Annotated in this window: 11 protein-coding genes and 2 pseudogenes; 6 read left to right on the top strand and 7 right to left on the bottom strand. The window is 47.2% G+C overall.

Going from position 1 to position 15,399, the window contains the following annotated elements; all coding sequences use genetic code 11:
- Positions 1-95: 95 nt before the first annotated feature.
- Positions 96-1,289, top strand: coding sequence for a cytochrome P450 family protein (locus tag ABEW73_RS28935; RefSeq protein ID WP_430171700.1), 1,194 nt, complete (start codon positions 96-98; stop codon positions 1,287-1,289).
- Positions 1,290-1,520: 231 nt separating this feature from the next.
- Here the strand turns inward: ABEW73_RS28935 and ABEW73_RS28930 are convergent.
- A pseudogene (locus ABEW73_RS28930) lies at positions 1,521-1,686 on the bottom strand (winged helix-turn-helix domain-containing protein); the annotation flags it as partial.
- A gap of 322 nt (positions 1,687-2,008) precedes the next feature.
- Here ABEW73_RS28930 and ABEW73_RS28925 point away from each other — a divergent pair.
- Both ABEW73_RS28925 and ABEW73_RS28920 read left to right on the top strand, forming a co-directional pair.
- Positions 2,009-2,375, top strand: a pseudogene (locus ABEW73_RS28925) (DUF2243 domain-containing protein).
- A gap of 4 nt (positions 2,376-2,379) precedes the next feature.
- Entirely contained in the window at positions 2,380-3,204 is an 825-nt protein-coding gene (locus ABEW73_RS28920; RefSeq protein WP_430171702.1) for a cytochrome c oxidase assembly protein, read from the top strand.
- Here the strand turns inward: ABEW73_RS28920 and ABEW73_RS28915 are convergent.
- The 4 genes from ABEW73_RS28915 to ABEW73_RS28900 form a co-directional block, all read right to left on the bottom strand.
- On the bottom strand, positions 3,201-4,124 hold the full coding sequence (locus ABEW73_RS28915; RefSeq protein ID WP_430171782.1) for a VanW family protein: 924 nt from the start codon (positions 4,122-4,124) through the stop codon (positions 3,201-3,203). The genes ABEW73_RS28920 and ABEW73_RS28915 overlap by 4 nt on opposite strands.
- Before the next feature lie 183 nt (positions 4,125-4,307).
- Positions 4,308-5,561 carry a multidrug effflux MFS transporter gene (locus tag ABEW73_RS28910; protein WP_430171704.1) on the bottom strand — a complete coding sequence of 418 codons (1,254 nt, stop codon included), beginning with the start codon at positions 5,559-5,561 and terminating at the stop codon, positions 4,308-4,310.
- Positions 5,562-5,689: 128 nt separating this feature from the next.
- Complete coding sequence (locus tag ABEW73_RS28905; RefSeq protein ID WP_430171705.1) at positions 5,690-7,252, bottom strand: ATP-binding protein; 1,563 nt, start codon at positions 7,250-7,252, stop codon at positions 5,690-5,692.
- A gap of 184 nt (positions 7,253-7,436) precedes the next feature.
- Positions 7,437-8,219, bottom strand: coding sequence for a DUF3889 domain-containing protein (locus ABEW73_RS28900; protein ID WP_430171707.1), 783 nt, complete (start codon positions 8,217-8,219; stop codon positions 7,437-7,439).
- A 167-nt stretch (positions 8,220-8,386) separates the two neighbouring features.
- Between ABEW73_RS28900 and ABEW73_RS28895 the strand changes: the two genes are divergently transcribed.
- The 3 genes from ABEW73_RS28895 to ABEW73_RS28885 are packed head-to-tail and all read left to right on the top strand — an operon-like array spanning position 8,387 to position 12,083.
- Complete coding sequence (locus tag ABEW73_RS28895; RefSeq protein WP_430171709.1) at positions 8,387-9,886, top strand: spore germination protein; 1,500 nt, start codon at positions 8,387-8,389, stop codon at positions 9,884-9,886.
- 6 nt (positions 9,887-9,892) lie between these two features.
- Positions 9,893-10,975, top strand: coding sequence for a GerAB/ArcD/ProY family transporter (locus ABEW73_RS28890; protein ID WP_430171711.1), 1,083 nt, complete (start codon positions 9,893-9,895; stop codon positions 10,973-10,975).
- Position 10,976: 1 nt separating this feature from the next.
- On the top strand, positions 10,977-12,083 hold the full coding sequence (locus ABEW73_RS28885; protein WP_430171712.1) for a Ger(x)C family spore germination protein: 1,107 nt from the start codon (positions 10,977-10,979) through the stop codon (positions 12,081-12,083).
- 180 nt (positions 12,084-12,263) lie between these two features.
- On the opposite strand, the gene ABEW73_RS28880 is transcribed toward ABEW73_RS28885, so the two are convergent.
- Positions 12,264-13,337 carry an acyl-CoA dehydrogenase gene (locus ABEW73_RS28880; protein ID WP_430171714.1) on the bottom strand — a complete coding sequence of 358 codons (1,074 nt, stop codon included), beginning with the start codon at positions 13,335-13,337 and terminating at the stop codon, positions 12,264-12,266.
- Between the two features lie 41 nt (positions 13,338-13,378).
- Complete coding sequence (locus ABEW73_RS28875; protein ID WP_430171715.1) at positions 13,379-15,190, bottom strand: DUF3658 domain-containing protein; 1,812 nt, start codon at positions 15,188-15,190, stop codon at positions 13,379-13,381.
- Positions 15,191-15,399 lie beyond the last annotated feature (209 nt).

Raw genomic sequence — 15,399 nt, 5'->3', positions numbered from 1 at the left:
GGAGTCTGTCGCCCATTCAACCGTAAATTGGTTGTTCTTTTCGCTATCCTTTATACTGGATAGGAAACTATCATTTTCGAGAGGAGACCATACCGATGAATGTGAACGAATCTCTGAAAAATGCGTTGTTTACCAAAGAATTCACCCATAACCCTTATTCTGTATACGAGAAATTGAGGCAAAGCGATCCCATACTAAATCTACAATTTCCAGATGGTCGTTTCGGTTGGTTGATCAGCAATTACGAGGAAGCTGTTGAAGCGCTCAAGGATAGCCGATTTAGTAAAGACGTCGTTAAAGCAATGGGGCAGGAACAGACGAGCGTGTTCAGCACTAACATGCTGTTCTCCGATCCGCCGGATCACAAACGGCTTCGCGGATTGGTCCAAAAGGGCTTTACGCCACAGCGAATTGCGGATATGCGGGGCCATATTCAAGAGATCGCGGACAACCTGCTAGATGCTGTCTCCTCCAAAGACACCATAAATCTCATTGATGAGTATGCGTTCAAACTTCCTATTATCGTGATAAGTGAAATCCTTGGCGTGCCCACGGAGGACCAAGACAAGTTCCGGATATGGTCCAACTCCATCATCGGCGCTTCCAACCAGGAAATGAACGAGCAAGTAGTTCAGCATATGAATGAATTTATCGCTTATTTGAAGGATTGGTTCGCCAAGGTTCGCGAACAGCCGGGCGATGATATGATCAGTCAGCTGGTCATTGCCGAGAATCAGGGTGATCGCTTATCCGAACAGGAGTTATATGGCGTCGTCACCCTGATGATCATAGCCGGTCATGAAACGACGGTGAACCTGATCGGTAATGGCGTGCTTGCGTTATTGGAGCATCCGGAACAGCGCAAGCTTCTGCAGGAACAACCCGAACTCATTCATGGCGCGATTGAGGAAATGCTTCGCTACAACGGACCCGTTGAATTCAGCACCTCCCGTTGGGCGGCGGTGGATATGGATTTTCATGGTGTTCATATGAAGAAAGGCGACTTGGTTGTCATCGCTTTGAACTCCGCAAATCGGGATGCCTCACAATTCGCAGACCCGGATATCTTTGATATTACCCGGGAGAAGAGCCAGCATTTAGCCTTTGGCAAAGGGATTCATCTCTGCCTGGGAGCCCCCCTCGCCAGGCTGGAGGGTGAAATCGCAATCAACACGCTGCTCCGTCGCTACCCCCATTTTGAGCTGCAACGGGACATCGATGAGCTTGAATGGAGACCGGGTATGATTGTCCGCGGTGTGAAGGAAATTCCGATTTCACTTCGTACCTGAGACTTAATATTATGAATAGCTGTTACCATGAAAAAGGCGAATCCCGTTAGGAATTCGCCTTTTGATTATGTTGTATCGGAGACAGACAAATCCCACAAATGCTTATAACGAGGCTCCCACTTCCCCGCCTCCAGCGTAACATTTGAAGTGAATAAGCACCCATCGTTCATACCAAGCTGTGGTTAACTAAAAAGGTCTAATAAACGTTGCCCAGCTTCCTCAAACGCTTCCTCAAGCGCGCTCCTCAAACTTATATCCCAAACGAACAAACGGTCACGGTATGAGCAGCGCTGGAACCTAATTTCGTGCGCAAATTTCGAATATGGCTATTAATCGTTCGTTTATCCCCGATATAATCATAACCCTAAATTCTGGTTATCCATTGTTCCCTCGTAATACATGAAGCAATAAGTTACATATTAAATATTATGTAAACCGATCTTATATTGACTTTATCTTTTAGTTCATATGCCGGAGTGAATAATAGTTAATTCCACCCTTTTTATCCAATCCACATCACTGTGTGCAAGGCGTTTCTCCGTTAAGTCCATTCCTCCAATAACGCGCGATCCTAAATCCTAAATAAGGAATAATCGATCCCTAGTCCAAGCTCCATGACTAGGGTTATTGATATGGTAAAAATGGGTAAAATTAATTTGTAGAAGCCGTTTAGAACGATGCACCTCAAAATTTTCATCAAATGAAAGAAGCTGAGCTGAATGAAGTCTGCTAAAACCAAAGAAAATCAATCTCAGCGCATAAGATACTCCGCGCGTAACTTATGGTCAGGTATCTTATTCGGATTAGGTCTGGTCGCTTTTATCGATGAGGTTGTGTTTCACCAATTACTGCATTGGCATGTTCTGGTTGAAACGGTGGATTGGAGGTATCCTGCTTGGAGGCGACGCCTTCCAGCTGTATGATGGTATCATTCAGCATAAGCGGATGCGGCTGCACCAGATTCGTTATAACGTCGATATCCGTCCCTACGATTGGGTCTGGAACGTGATTGCTGCGGGAATGATCCTAGTTGGTATAATTTTCATCGTGCGAACTCAAAACCGTACTCTATCCAGGGAGGCCTGATCTCATGATGGGTAACCATACGCTTCATGAGGCTGGAATGTCTCGAGGTTCTGCTTCATGGACCTCATGGGAATGGATCATGGGTGGTTTAATCTTCGCGCTTCTCATTCTCCTATATTTGGTTACGGCTGCGGTCTCCAATCGAAACTACCGAAATTGGCCGCTCTATCGTTATGTTTGCTGGGTTGCTGGAATGCTTTGCATTGGTTTGTCGCTGGTTGGTCCGCTAGCACGACTCGCCCCTACGAACTTTATGATCCATATGCTCGGACATCTGCTGCTCGGTATGCTGGGGCCGCTGTTAATTGCATTCTCCGCACCGATGACGCTGCTCCTCAGGTCTACTCCAGTTCCTCTCGCCAGACGGATCACTCGTATGCTGAAAAGCAAACCGGCCCAAATCATTGTTCATCCGGCAGCAGCGACCTTGCTGAATATCGGTGGACTATGGGTCTTGTACACAACCGGCTTATTCATGGCCATGCATCATAGCCCTTTGCTGCATATCGTTGTGCATTTTCATGTTTTTGCAGCAGGGTATTTATTTACGGTTTCTTTGATCTACGCGGATGTGGCTCCGCACCGTCACAGCTTTCAGACTCGTGCGATCATCCTGATGATCGCCATTGCCGGGCATGGGATACTGTCCAAATACATTTATGCCCATCCGCCAGACGGCGTCTCTTCGGAACAGGCCAAGCTCGGCGGAATGCTGATGTATTACGGTGGCGACGCGATTGATCTCATTCTAGTGTTTTGGCTGTGTATGCAATGGTATAAGTCGGCGCGCCCGCGACCTGCTGCATCCATGCTCCAAGCCTTGGATTAATCACTGTTAACCGGATTATGCTTGGTGTCACTCGTCTCCTCCGGCAGCACGTTGGACATGCTCGGTACATTACGCGGCTTATATTCAATGAGTTCAGAAGAGTAGATGGCAACGGTCATTCTTCCCCCATTACCGAATGCGCGGATGAGGATGGGCTGATTATAGGCGTTCTCAAAAACAAAATCCGGTCCTCCCCAGCTCACCGTAGCATCGCGCCCCGGCAGCACATAAGGTACGCTCCGGCTGTGAGAGTATCGCTTTACAATCCGCAAGCCTGCACGGTCAATAGCATTATACAGTGTGGAAGAGACCTGACAGATCCCTCCCCCCACTCCCTCCGATAATTCGCCTCTGACAATAACGCCAGCTCGTTTGTACCCTCTATCGACCGTTCTCATACCAACCACCTGATTAAACGAGAAGCTTTCTCCGGGAAACACGACTGCACTGTCAATCGCCTGAGCGGCTAACCCTATATTATGGGAACGATTTTTGTTGTTGGAATTAAAATAGGTGACATAGTAACCTATCGGTTTCACCCGAAGGGAGGCCAGAAGCTCCGTATCCACCTTCGGATAAATCGGATACCTCGGCGCTTCGACGGTAGCTCCCCCAGTGCCGTACCAATAGGAATAATATGCCTCCAGCAGTTTGCGTCGATTCAGTCTATGACCATTCTGCCCGGGAATGATTTGACCACTGCTGCCAATCCGGGCATTCTTGGCATCCAGATAGGTTTTCCGATCAAGCGCATCAACCCATTGATTGTATTTATCCATATCCAGCAGCGGGAAAACATCAAGCGCATGGTCGCTCCGGCTCACGCTTGCCATGACTTTGCCTTCTTGCGTTATCATTAAATTGTTGTTTTCCGGTTCATCCCCTTGCAGGAGCATAAACAATAGACCAAGGACTGACATCCATCTCAAGCTTGTTCACCTGCTTTATCGTTGTTTTTCTCTATTCGCGTTTACGTGATATGTCCGGTTTCGTATACTCTCTGGTATTATGATTGCATTACAGATAATTCATTCAGATTGTTTTACAAGCACAAGAAACCCGCACCATGAAGTGCGGGTTTTCTCTGTATGTTATGACTTATTTTACAAGGACACTGGTGTCTCTTTCCTATGACTAAAGGGCATAACAAGGAATAAAAACGAGCTTACGGCCAGCAATTCTGCAATCCCGATGACCGTTCCCATTGGGGCAGCAGTTGTTCCGTCTCCCAGGCCTACAAGTGGACTTGCGGCTGCACCTAATAACAATGGCAGTAATCCAAGAAGTGCGGACGCACTGCCTGATGTGTGGGCTTCTTGCTTCTGCATCGCCAGTGATGTTGTCGTTGCACTGACCATGCCGACGGCAGAAACAATCAGGAACAGCATCGGTGCAATCAGCAGCAATCCGCCGCCGAGCCATGTGATCGCGAACAGCGAAGTGCCGCCAAAGGCCGCTATGACAAGACCCGTTGTCAACAATTTGGTTTCTCCAGTGCGGGAGGCCAATCTACCCGTAATTTGTGAGAACAGGACAATGCCAACCCCGTTAACGGCAAAGAACAAGCTGTACATTTGAGGGGAGACGCCAAAAATATCCTGCAGTACGAAAGGTGACCCCGAAATATACGCGAACATCGCAGCTGATACAAACGCTTGGGAAAGCGCATAGCCGACAAATACGCGGTCCCGAACCAATGTACCGAAGGTACGGAAGGTTTGCTTGATCCCTCCGTTGGCCCTTTTTTCCCGAGTGAGCGTTTCCGGAAGACCAAACCATACCGCAAGCAGCATTAGCAATCCAATCAGAAACAAAACAACAAAAACGCCGCGCCAAGAGACGAAATTAAGGATAAAAGCGCCGAATACAGGAGCGATTATGGGTGCCAAACCATTAATCAACATCAGCAACGTAAAAAATTTGGTCAGCTCCGTACCGGTATATAAATCCCGGACGACAGCCCTGGATATGACGATACCGGCAGCTCCGCTTGCTCCCTGCACGAATCGAAGCGCAACCAGAACCCATATCGTTGGGGCAAACGCGCACAGCAAGGAGGTAATGGAATAAATAATCAAGGAGATCATGAGCGGTGCTTTTCTCCCCCGGATATCGCTAAGCGGGCCTGCTACAAGCTGTCCAAGAGCAAGCCCAAGCAAAAATGCCGTCAGGCTTAATTGGGCCAGCGATGCTGGTGATCCCAAACTTTCGGAGAGCTTGGGCAGTGCAGGTAAATACATATCAACGGAAAGTGGCCCGAAAGCCGAAAGAGATCCGAGAATCAAGGCAAACTGAAGCCTTTTTCCGCGAGTTAGAACCATGGCTGAAGAACCGGCTTCATTCGTAGACATCGACATACGTTCTGTTACTTCCTTTCCTGCAACACATTGATGCATGAGTAATAAAAATTTTAGCAAACCATCTTGGATTGCTAAATAACTATCCTATCATAGGATATATTTCGGTAGATTGCCATCCATTTTTTCTAAGCAAGTGGAATCCGCAAGGTAAACGTCGTGCCAATCCCTAGCTCGCTATCCACCGTTATTCTGCCGCCATGGTCCTCTACAATTTTCTGACACAGGGACAGCCCAAGGCCGGTCCCTTCTTCTTTGGTTGTATAGAACGGATCAAATATCTTGGCTAGATTTTCATCGGCAATGCCTTTTCCGGTATCCTCAATTTCCACGACAGCCATTCGTTCTTCCGCTCTGAGCGAGATTCGGACGGAGCCGGTGTGCTCCATCGCTTGAAAGGAATTACGAATCAAGTTGATCAGCACCTGGATGATCTTATCACGGTCCATGACGATCTGAATCGGTTCATCGCTTACATCCAGCATAAATACATGTCCATACGAAGCGGCTTCGGATGCACACAACGAATAGACTCGAGTCATACAGTCCGTAAGGGATTCAACCCTCATGTTGCTGGCATGGGGCTTGGAGAAGTGCAGAAATTCTGCCGTCAGCTCCCCCACCCGCGTAATCTCCCCCATAATGACTTCATACCAGGGCTGAATGTTATAGCTTTGATTTTTGGAGAGTTGAATAAACCCTTTAATGGAGGTAAGAGGATTCCGAATCTCATGTGCCATCCCGGCAGCGAGTTCCCCCACCATCTTCATCTTTTCTGTCCGGATCATTTCCTCCTGGCTTCTCATCCAGGAATTGCGACGCATTTGAAATATCCGGTCCTCTGCCGTGCTGATCATCTCTTGATAAGTTAAGGCTTCATGCGGGTAACAAGTGATGCTATAGGTCACCTGTACGCCGATATTTTCAAATTTGAACATACTGTTGTCGATGTTGACTTGCTCGGGCAGCAGTATGGCAAAGCGGTCTCCCGCATATCGGGAGGCTGCCAGCATATCGTTTCGAAACAGTTTGCGCACTGCCCGTGAGAAACTGATCAGAATTTCATTGGCTGTGGAGATGTCCTTGGCATTTAACGATTTGAAATTGTTGATGTCCAGTAACACCAGTTGAAAGGGCTTGTTCACCTCAATGAGATGCTGAACTTTATGCAAATACCCATCATAATTCAGAAGTCCCGTCAAGGGATCGTGATAGGTCAGGTAATCGTTTTGCTTATATAATTTCTTCTTTTCCGATTCGAGAAAATTAACAAAATGAAAGGAAATCACGACGACAAAGGATGCTAAGCAATCAAACACCGAAACCAGAATATTGTATTTCGTCAAAGGAACATAAGACAGACGAATGATGGAATATTGAAGTACCATAAGGAGGCACAGCGGCATCGTTTCTATGAACCGCTCTTTTTTATGAATGAGGTTGACGATGAGTATGTAATACAGCAAGATGCACCAATTCAATTGGCTGACGTAATGAAACGCCCCGAGAAAGAGAAATTGAAAATTGCGAAGCCATTCGAACTTTCGATCCAAAATGACGGATGCATACAGTAACGATGCCATAAGCACCATCAAAGGGACTGACGTTTGATATCCAAGATATATCGACGACATTATGATAAAAACCGATATTAATGGTACAAATAGGAGCTTAAGTACTATAAAAGACAAAGCGAATCACTCCTAAATCACGATTACTGGCGCAAAATGTAGAAATCAGGGAGGCAAGTTTCACCAAATATGGTACACCATATACATGCGTCTGAACAGCAGGAAAACACGACTTTTAGAAAAAGCAACCGCGAATCTTTTTTTGAAGATCGTGTTTGTTCCTGCTACCCAGTTAGATTTCCAACTAGAATTCCTCGTATCTAATCGATATGAACTGATGGGTTGTCGGATGAAACACAACGGTTACGTATACGCCGAACTCCCGAGCCCCCTTCCTAAGCCATAACTTAAATTTCTCCTCCGCCAGTTCACTAGAGATCGTGGTTCTTCCCATATAGAGGTAGTCGACTACATCCATATTGTATTTACGCTTTGTTTCCGTGACGGCGAGCGTTCCCCACATGGCATAAACAGGGTCTTTACTGTTCATGGCTTGGATCAGAGACTCCGCAATTTCTGTCAATTCCTGCTGCCTGATTTCTGAAGAAGCGCGATTTGCAGCAGTTAAAAGGTACTGCCAGTTCCCCTTTTCGAATACGAACAGTTGAAGCGTATTGATCGGTCCCTCGTAAAACTTTGCAGTTGTATGATCTGAAAGCTCCGATTCTTCAAAAGATAGATGTTTCAGCTGCTGTTTATTTTCTAGCGGATATAACTCGATTTTGTAGCTATGTTCAGGTTTATACCGGTTCTCATAATGAATTTCCAAATGCTCGTCCAATCCGCCCTCCATGTCATAACAGCGGCCATACTGATGCGTAAAAGCTACGGGCGGCAACTGCGGTGGTAAGAAGACGGATGTTCCAAAGTGATTCTCACAGGCCCTCATAGCCTCCTCCACGAGAGCACCGCCGGATTCAAAGATGGCCTGCTGGGCATAGGAATCCTGAAGTTTTTTAATCTCTTGATCATTACCAGGACTAATCCCAAGCGATAAAACGCCGGCTAATAAGATGCTGCCCAGCATATTGAACCTCCTCTTTACACCTCTAGTTGATCTAGCGTTCGTCTCTCAAGTCTAAGATTCCCGCTTATATTCTTCCTAATTCGACTTGGGATTCGTTGGATAAAACCAGGGCAAAGTACACACACTGTGACAGACTATGCAGGAATCCGAGGTGTAAAGACGTGGGAATGAAACAGAAGTTAAAATCCATATTTCTGGTTAGCCACGAACATTCTGAAAAAGGCCAAACTCACGAAAATCAACAGGACCCCAACCCCCAGGAAGAAGCAACGCTGACGCTGCAGCATATCAAGGATCAATTTGACAATGCCGCTGATTTTGTCCATAAAACATATCTTAAGGATCGTCTGCATGTACTGTATTTCAGTCATTTAGTCAATGAGGATCGGCTGGAGCGTGACCTGCTCCCTCCGCTCTTGAATTCCGATACACCGCTAGACCTGTTGACGCAGCAATCCCAGTATGAGCATGTGACGGATACTAAAAAATGCGTGGAGAGCATTCTTGACGGCATGGCTCTATTCTTTTATGAGGACAAAGCATACCTGATCGATGTTATTTTCCCAATATCACGTACGGTTGCCGAGTCCGAAACGGAATCCATCATTATCGGGCCGCACGAGGCTTTTACCGAACAAGCTTATACAAATCTGTCGTTGATTCGGAAGCGCGTTCAGAGTTCTCATCTCAAAGTCATTAAATTATCCGTTGGTGAAGTGAGCAAATCTGATGTCTATATCCTTTACATGAAAGACATCGCGAATGAGAACTACGTAAAAGAAGTGATAAAGCGAATTGAGGATATCGAAATCGATGCTATCCATGATTCGAATATGCTGATTCAGTGCATTGATGATGACCCGTATTCGATCTTTGCGCAATTTCTGACCACCGAGCGGCCGGATACGATCGCATCGAAGCTGGTTTCGGGCCGTATCGTCGGAATTATGGACGGCAGCCCCACCGCCTTCAGCGCCCCGGTCAACTTTTTTGAATTCTTTTCCTCCTCCGATGATTATTACCAAAGGTGGAGCATTGGTACAGCGTCCTTGTTCTTGAGGTTTGCAGCGCTCCTGATCACGCTAACCTTGACAGCCCTTTACGTCTCAGTGACCTCTTTTCACTATGAAATGATTCCGGAGAATCTACTCCTGACACTGACGGAGTCTAGAAGCAAAGTACCTTTCCCCCCGATTTTTGAAGCGCTGCTAATGGAGACAACCATTGAGCTATTGAGGGAGGCCGGGGCTAGACTGCCTACCAAGATCGGTCAAACCATTGGTATCGTAGGCGGTATCGTTATAGGTCAAGCTGCCGTTCAAGCGGGATTAACAAGCAACATTCTGATCATTGCCGTTGCTTCTTCGGCTATAGCCTCCTTTGTAATACCCAATTATGTCATGAGCGCATCCTTTCGACTCTTCCGTTTCGGGCTTATTGTGATGGCTGGATTATGGGGGAATATGGGTTTGGCTATTGGCTTGGCCTATATAGTCATTCACTTAAGCGGTTTGACAAGTGTCGGCTCTTCCTACTTATCTCCCATCGCCCCCTTTGAGCCCTATGACTGGAAAGACGTATTCATGAGACTGCCGTTTTCGACGTTGGCCAAGCGGCCAACCCAAGTCAAAGCCAGAAACAAAGTGAAGTTAAAAATGAAGAGGTGAGGACAGTTGAAAGAAAAACTCTCCCAGTTTCACACCGCGATCCTAATCTATATGATTCAAACAGGTGTATATGTATTCAGCATTACCCAGGTCGAAGCCCAATATTTTGGTACGAACGGTTGGCTTATCACCATCCCAGTGTCCCTTCTGGTCTGTCTGAATATTTACATGATGTATTGGGTGTACCGGCTGGGCAATGGACAGTCAATCTTCGTCATATTGGAGAAAAGCATTCCCAAGTTCATTCTGGTCCCCTTCTATCTGGCGATCAGTACGGTATGGGCGCTTATCGGTTGTCTCGTCGCCAAGGAGTATGTACTAATCTTTCAGATGTTCGCGTTCCCGACCACCAACCCCATGGTGTTCAAGATTGCGATCGATGTCCTTGCATTTATGCTGCTGACCAAAGGGCTCTATAACATTTCCAAGGCTTCGACCGTTTTCTTCTGGAGCACCATCTGGATGAGCTTGCTTTTGCTTTATTATCTAGGGGAATTCAGAATAGAGAGATTAACCCCCTATATTTTTAAAGACAGTTACAGCATGACCGAGGGTCTTTTTCAAATTTACTTGGCATACTTGGGTTATGAGCTGTGCTTACTTTTAATTCCCTATACCGATAAGAAGACCAAACTGTTCAGGGCGGTATTCTATGGAAATTTAATTCGTACGGTGTCCTATACGCTCTCGGGCTTTGTTACGTTTGGTGTAATTGGCTCGGATATGCTTAAGGTCATGCTGTTCCCGTTACTGGATCTCCTGGCTTACATCAAACTTCCGTTCGTTGAGCGCATCGAGAATCTCTTCTATGGCTTTTTCCTGTTCACAACCCTCATCACGCTCGTCCTATACTTCTGGGCAGCCGGTGAGAGTACCCAAAGAGTCTTTCCGAAGATCAAAATCAATGTCCACTATTTCTTTATTATTCTAGTCGCTTTGCTCATCTCCTACATTCCAACCATATTGAACACGATCCGGGAATGGCTGATGTATCTGGGATACATCCAGATAGGATTTGCCTACATAATGCCGTTGATATTAATCCTTCTGCTGCTATGGCAGCGGCGCAAAAAAGGCAGTGTGATGTGATATGTTAAAAAAATGTGTATGCTTGCTACTTCTACTAAGTATCATCCCCTTATCCGGCTGCGGGGATCAACGCATTTTGGAAGATCTAGGGTTCATTCAAACGACCAGCTATGATTTGCTCCCGAATGGCGAGTTAAGCATCTCGCTCTCTATACCCCAGGCGGATCCGGAAGCCACTTCTAAACGGGAAGTATTGACGGCGGCCGCCACAAGCAGCAAAGAAGCGAAGATGATCATGTCCCGGAGGACGGGTATGCTGCTGGTAAGTGGGCAAATCCGCAACGTGCTGTTCGGCACTTCGTTGGCGAAGATCGGACTGCACGGTCATCTGGATACCTTGTTTCGGGATCCTTCCATCTCTTCACAAGTAAAAATCAGCGTGGTTGAAGGAAGTGCAGGCGAATTGCTGATTGACGATTACAAGCAGCATCCACGGACCGGCCGATATGTCGATATGCTTCTCGAAAAGGAAGCACAAGGACAAACCATCCCAAAGGTCACGCTATTTAATTTCGCCAGGGATTTTTTTGATCATGGCATAGACCCAGTTGCTCCTATTATTAAGAAACATAATGAGAATTACATTACGACGAACGGCATCGCGTTATTTCGGGATGATCGTTATGTTACGAAGATCGAACCCCAAGACGCAGTGGTCTTCGCTTTTTTGAAGAGCAACTTCAGGGAAGGCCAACTCAATATCGATCTGACGGAGATTAACGGCAAGAAGGAAAACGTCATGTTCAGTTCATTGATCAGCACACGAAAAGTAAAGGTTATCCGCGGAATGCAAGGCATTGAGAAGGTTGCGTATCATGTGAAGGTTACCGGCTCCGTACTGGAATACATCGGTGATGCCAGGTTAAGCAACGACCGGGAACGGCGCGAGCTGGAGCAGCGAATCAGTCAGTATATTTCAAAAAAAGCCGATGCCATCATTGCGTTGATGAAAAAAAACCAAGTGGATAATATCGGAATCGGCACATATGTTCGAAATCGGGTTGGCTATGAACAATGGAAGAAAATGGACTGGAGACAGGAGCTTCAAAAAATTCCGGTGGAATGCTCGTTTGATGTGCATATTAAAGATTACGGAAAGTTTCGGTAGTATGGGAAATGTCACTACCTTTGTTGGGGTAGGACCGGGCCTGAAACGGGTAGACTGAATCATTGTGCTTTTCGGGGGATGGAATTTACAGCGAATTAACATACAAACCATGAACTGCTTGGTATGCAGTTCATGGTTTTGCTTCTAAATGGTTGTACATCTCAATGGCTTACTTCTCCATCAGAAGTTTCTTAGCAGCGAATGCGAGCATGCCGTCTGAAGATCCCTCCAACAGCGATTGATTTCGGCGTCTTCCATCGCAGCGGATAAACCCAACAGTGGGAACAGCTGCTGGCCGCAGGATAACGCTGTTTGGGCTGCTGCTATGCTTCGCGCGGTTACCTCTGCTTCTGTTGCATTCGATAATCCACCGTTACTCAGCAGCTCCTCCCATGAGCCTTCCACCGTCTCATAAAAATCCGAAACAGATTGCTCCAACGTTGCTTTACGTTCCTCCAGCTTGCCGATCACATGAGAAGAGCTCCCTCTCTGCGTCGCAAGTGATTCTGCTGCCTCAAGGAAATGCTCCGCTATGCCAACTGCAACACCGGCAAAAGATACTTGAGCAAACGGAAGGAAGGGATATTGATAGATCATTTCGTTCTCATACCCTTGGACTTCCGTAAGGGAGAACGTCATCTCCAACGGAACGAATGCATCCACAGCAGATATCGTATGACTCGCCGTTGCCCGCAGTCCGAAGGCATTCCAATCCTCCAGAATTTCGATTTGATCAGGATTCAGGATAAGCGACCGAATTTGGGGCTCGTCCTGATCCGCAGTCGGTACGTCAGCTGCATCTTGTACCGCAGCATCCGGTTCGATAACCGCATTGGCTGTAAAGGTCGTTGCATAGCTAGAACCGCTGCAATACTTCCAGCTGCCGTTCACAATGTATCCGCCGTCCACCTGTCTTGCCGTAGCTGTCGGCATCCCGCTGCCCGCAATCACCGCTTCGCGGTGTGCGAATACGCGGCGACTCACCTCCTGGCTCATCAGTGCCGCGAAGAATCCTCCACCTGCTCCAATCGTAACCAGCCATCCCAGGTTACCGTCGATCCTGGAAGTCTCCTGAAAAATGCGTGCAGCCTCCGGCAGAGAGGTCATTCGTCCTTCTAGCTCATCCGGCACAAACAAGTGAAACAAACGATAATCATATATCGTTGCCAGCACTTCGGGAGTTACTTGTCGATGCTTGTCCATCCAAAGCGCTTGTTCTCTTATGGTTTGAATCTGCTGATCCGTAAATAACATCTCTCCACCGCTTTCCACTATCTTTTGTCTAATAGCTTAATCTATTCTTTCGAACCCGTTTCATCGATCTGGATTAACACCTTCTCCAGGGAACCCATAAAGGACACACGTTGTTCTTGATGCTGTTGATACGTGCTCAATAGGCTATCGATTTGAGATTGCATGCTGCTCGTAAAGGCTTCCAGATCGGAGGATACCGATAAACCCAGACCCACTGCATCCAGCTGACGTATTTCTTCCATGAGACCTCTTTCTGCAAAATGGATCTCCATCATCTCACTCATCAGCGACTTCAGCTTCACGACCTTGGCCAGGCGCTGTTCATGGGTCCACTGCTCCTCAGGAGTTGACGTGTCTACAAGAGAGATGCTGTAGTTTCGCATCGCTGTCAGCTCGCCGTTATAGGTTAAAGCCCCTTCCTGAACCAGATGCCGGACCCGATACTCGATAAAAGAGTCGGAAACGGTTAATTCACCCATTCCGATCACCTCGCCAATAATGCGGGCTGATTTCTTGAAGAACCCGTGTCTAGCCTCAAGACGATAAGCAGCTTGCAGTATATCTGCATCATAGTAAGATTCAGGAACGGTGCGTAGCTCCTCGCCTTGAAGCACGCGCAGGAACCCATCATCGTTTACGAGACGCTGCCAATCCGCACGATAGCCAGCCTGATCTTGCGGCGACAATGGAACATGCTCGGCTGTGTCCAGCACCATTTGAAGTTTATCTGTAGTCATCTCGAATGTTCCCCGATACCAACTGTTTGGATCTTGCTGACGATGAATACTTGTCGCATTTACCAATATGATATCAGGATGGTCTGGCATTAAAGACAACAGCCTGCGAAAGCCTAACTGTTCCGAGGCGGAATCTCCTGCCCATATCATGCACGGCACATCCCTCAGCTGCTCGGGCCAGGTGAGCCAAGCGAAGGCTGCTTGCAACATCGTTAATTTCCTGTCATCCACATGCGCGATGCTATATCGTTCCTGAAACCACTTATTTCGGGTTGAGAACGAACGGGAGAGATCATCGTCCTTCGGGAGCGGCCCAACCATGAGGTCATCGCCCAATGTAACTACGATTTCCCCCGGTTTCGAGCGCAGCATCATCCGTAACGACCCTGCCGTTGAATCATCGAAGGCAATATGGACACGCGATACATTTCCGCGATGAATCGGGGATTCGTTCAGGTAGGCTTCATTCCCCATCGCCCACTCCTTATCGAAGACCTGGAGAAAGAGCTCAAGACTCTGATGCTTGCCATCTGCCAGCAGCCTCGCCGATTCCGTATTCATCTTGTCCTTTAGCTTTAGGAGCTTTTCATAGAAGTGATTAATGGCCGTGCTTTTGTCTTTTCGATATTCCTCTCGTGTCATTTGCTCCCGAAGGGGAATGAATGGATCATACATGTTTTGTCCCTTCCATCCGGAATAAGCAAATGTACGGGCAATACCGATCGTGCCAATCGCATCCAGACGATCTGCATCCTGTACAATTTGCCCTTCCAATGTACGCATGGCGCTCCCGGTTCCGCCAGAGAATGACATCGTACTGATAATCTCCAACACGGTTTCCTGGTCAGATGCTTCCACACCGGCTTGCTTCAACCACTGCTGAACCCGCTCGTAACCTGCTTCCTTCGATTCATTCAGCTTCTCGTCAGCTACGTCATGGAGATAGGCTGACAATTCACATATGTATGGATTCGCGCCTTCAAGATACGCCAAGAGTCGGGCGATGCGGGTGACACGCTGAACATGCCACCAATCATGACCGCTTGCATCTTGTTCGTGCACAGAGCGTGCAAACCCTTGAGCTTGCTGAATAATTTGACTATAAGTCGATTTCATCTGATTCAATTTCCCCCATCCAAGGTTCCGGCTTTTGCCTCTAGGCTCTATTATTCCCCATTTAATAGAGCGTCGCAACTTCGAGTATGTTATGAGCCAGTTGTATCCCCCATGCGCATGTGGGCATACGATAACCAGGAATGAGTTAATTCCATTTAGATTCCGTTGTGTAACGGCTAAGATAAGGATACAGAAAGGAAATAAACGGT

Origin of the sequence: Paenibacillus lautus, assembly GCF_050482385.1 — a bacterium.
Classification (GTDB): Bacteria; Bacillota; Bacilli; order Paenibacillales; family Paenibacillaceae; genus Paenibacillus_AQ; species Paenibacillus_AQ lautus_B.
The sequence above is the reverse complement of the archived record's forward strand: the minus strand, read 5'-3'. Positions and strand labels throughout refer to the sequence as shown.

Coding starts and splice junctions, on each gene's coding strand:
- ABEW73_RS28880 (WP_430171714.1), bottom strand. CDS start 13,337: ATGTTATTTACGGATCAGCAGATTCAAACCATAAGAGAACAAGCGCTT.
- ABEW73_RS28910 (WP_430171704.1), bottom strand. CDS start 5,561: ATGTCGATGTCTACGAATGAAGCCGGTTCTTCAGCCATGGTTCTAACT.
- ABEW73_RS28935 (WP_430171700.1), top strand. CDS start 96: ATGAATGTGAACGAATCTCTGAAAAATGCGTTGTTTACCAAAGAATTC.
- ABEW73_RS28920 (WP_430171702.1), top strand. CDS start 2,380: ATGATGGGTAACCATACGCTTCATGAGGCTGGAATGTCTCGAGGTTCT.
- ABEW73_RS28900 (WP_430171707.1), bottom strand. CDS start 8,219: ATGCTGGGCAGCATCTTATTAGCCGGCGTTTTATCGCTTGGGATTAGT.
- ABEW73_RS28895 (WP_430171709.1), top strand. CDS start 8,387: ATGAAACAGAAGTTAAAATCCATATTTCTGGTTAGCCACGAACATTCT.
- ABEW73_RS28885 (WP_430171712.1), top strand. CDS start 10,977: ATGTTAAAAAAATGTGTATGCTTGCTACTTCTACTAAGTATCATCCCC.
- ABEW73_RS28875 (WP_430171715.1), bottom strand. CDS start 15,190: ATGAAATCGACTTATAGTCAAATTATTCAGCAAGCTCAAGGGTTTGCA.
- ABEW73_RS28915 (WP_430171782.1), bottom strand. CDS start 4,124: ATGTCAGTCCTTGGTCTATTGTTTATGCTCCTGCAAGGGGATGAACCG.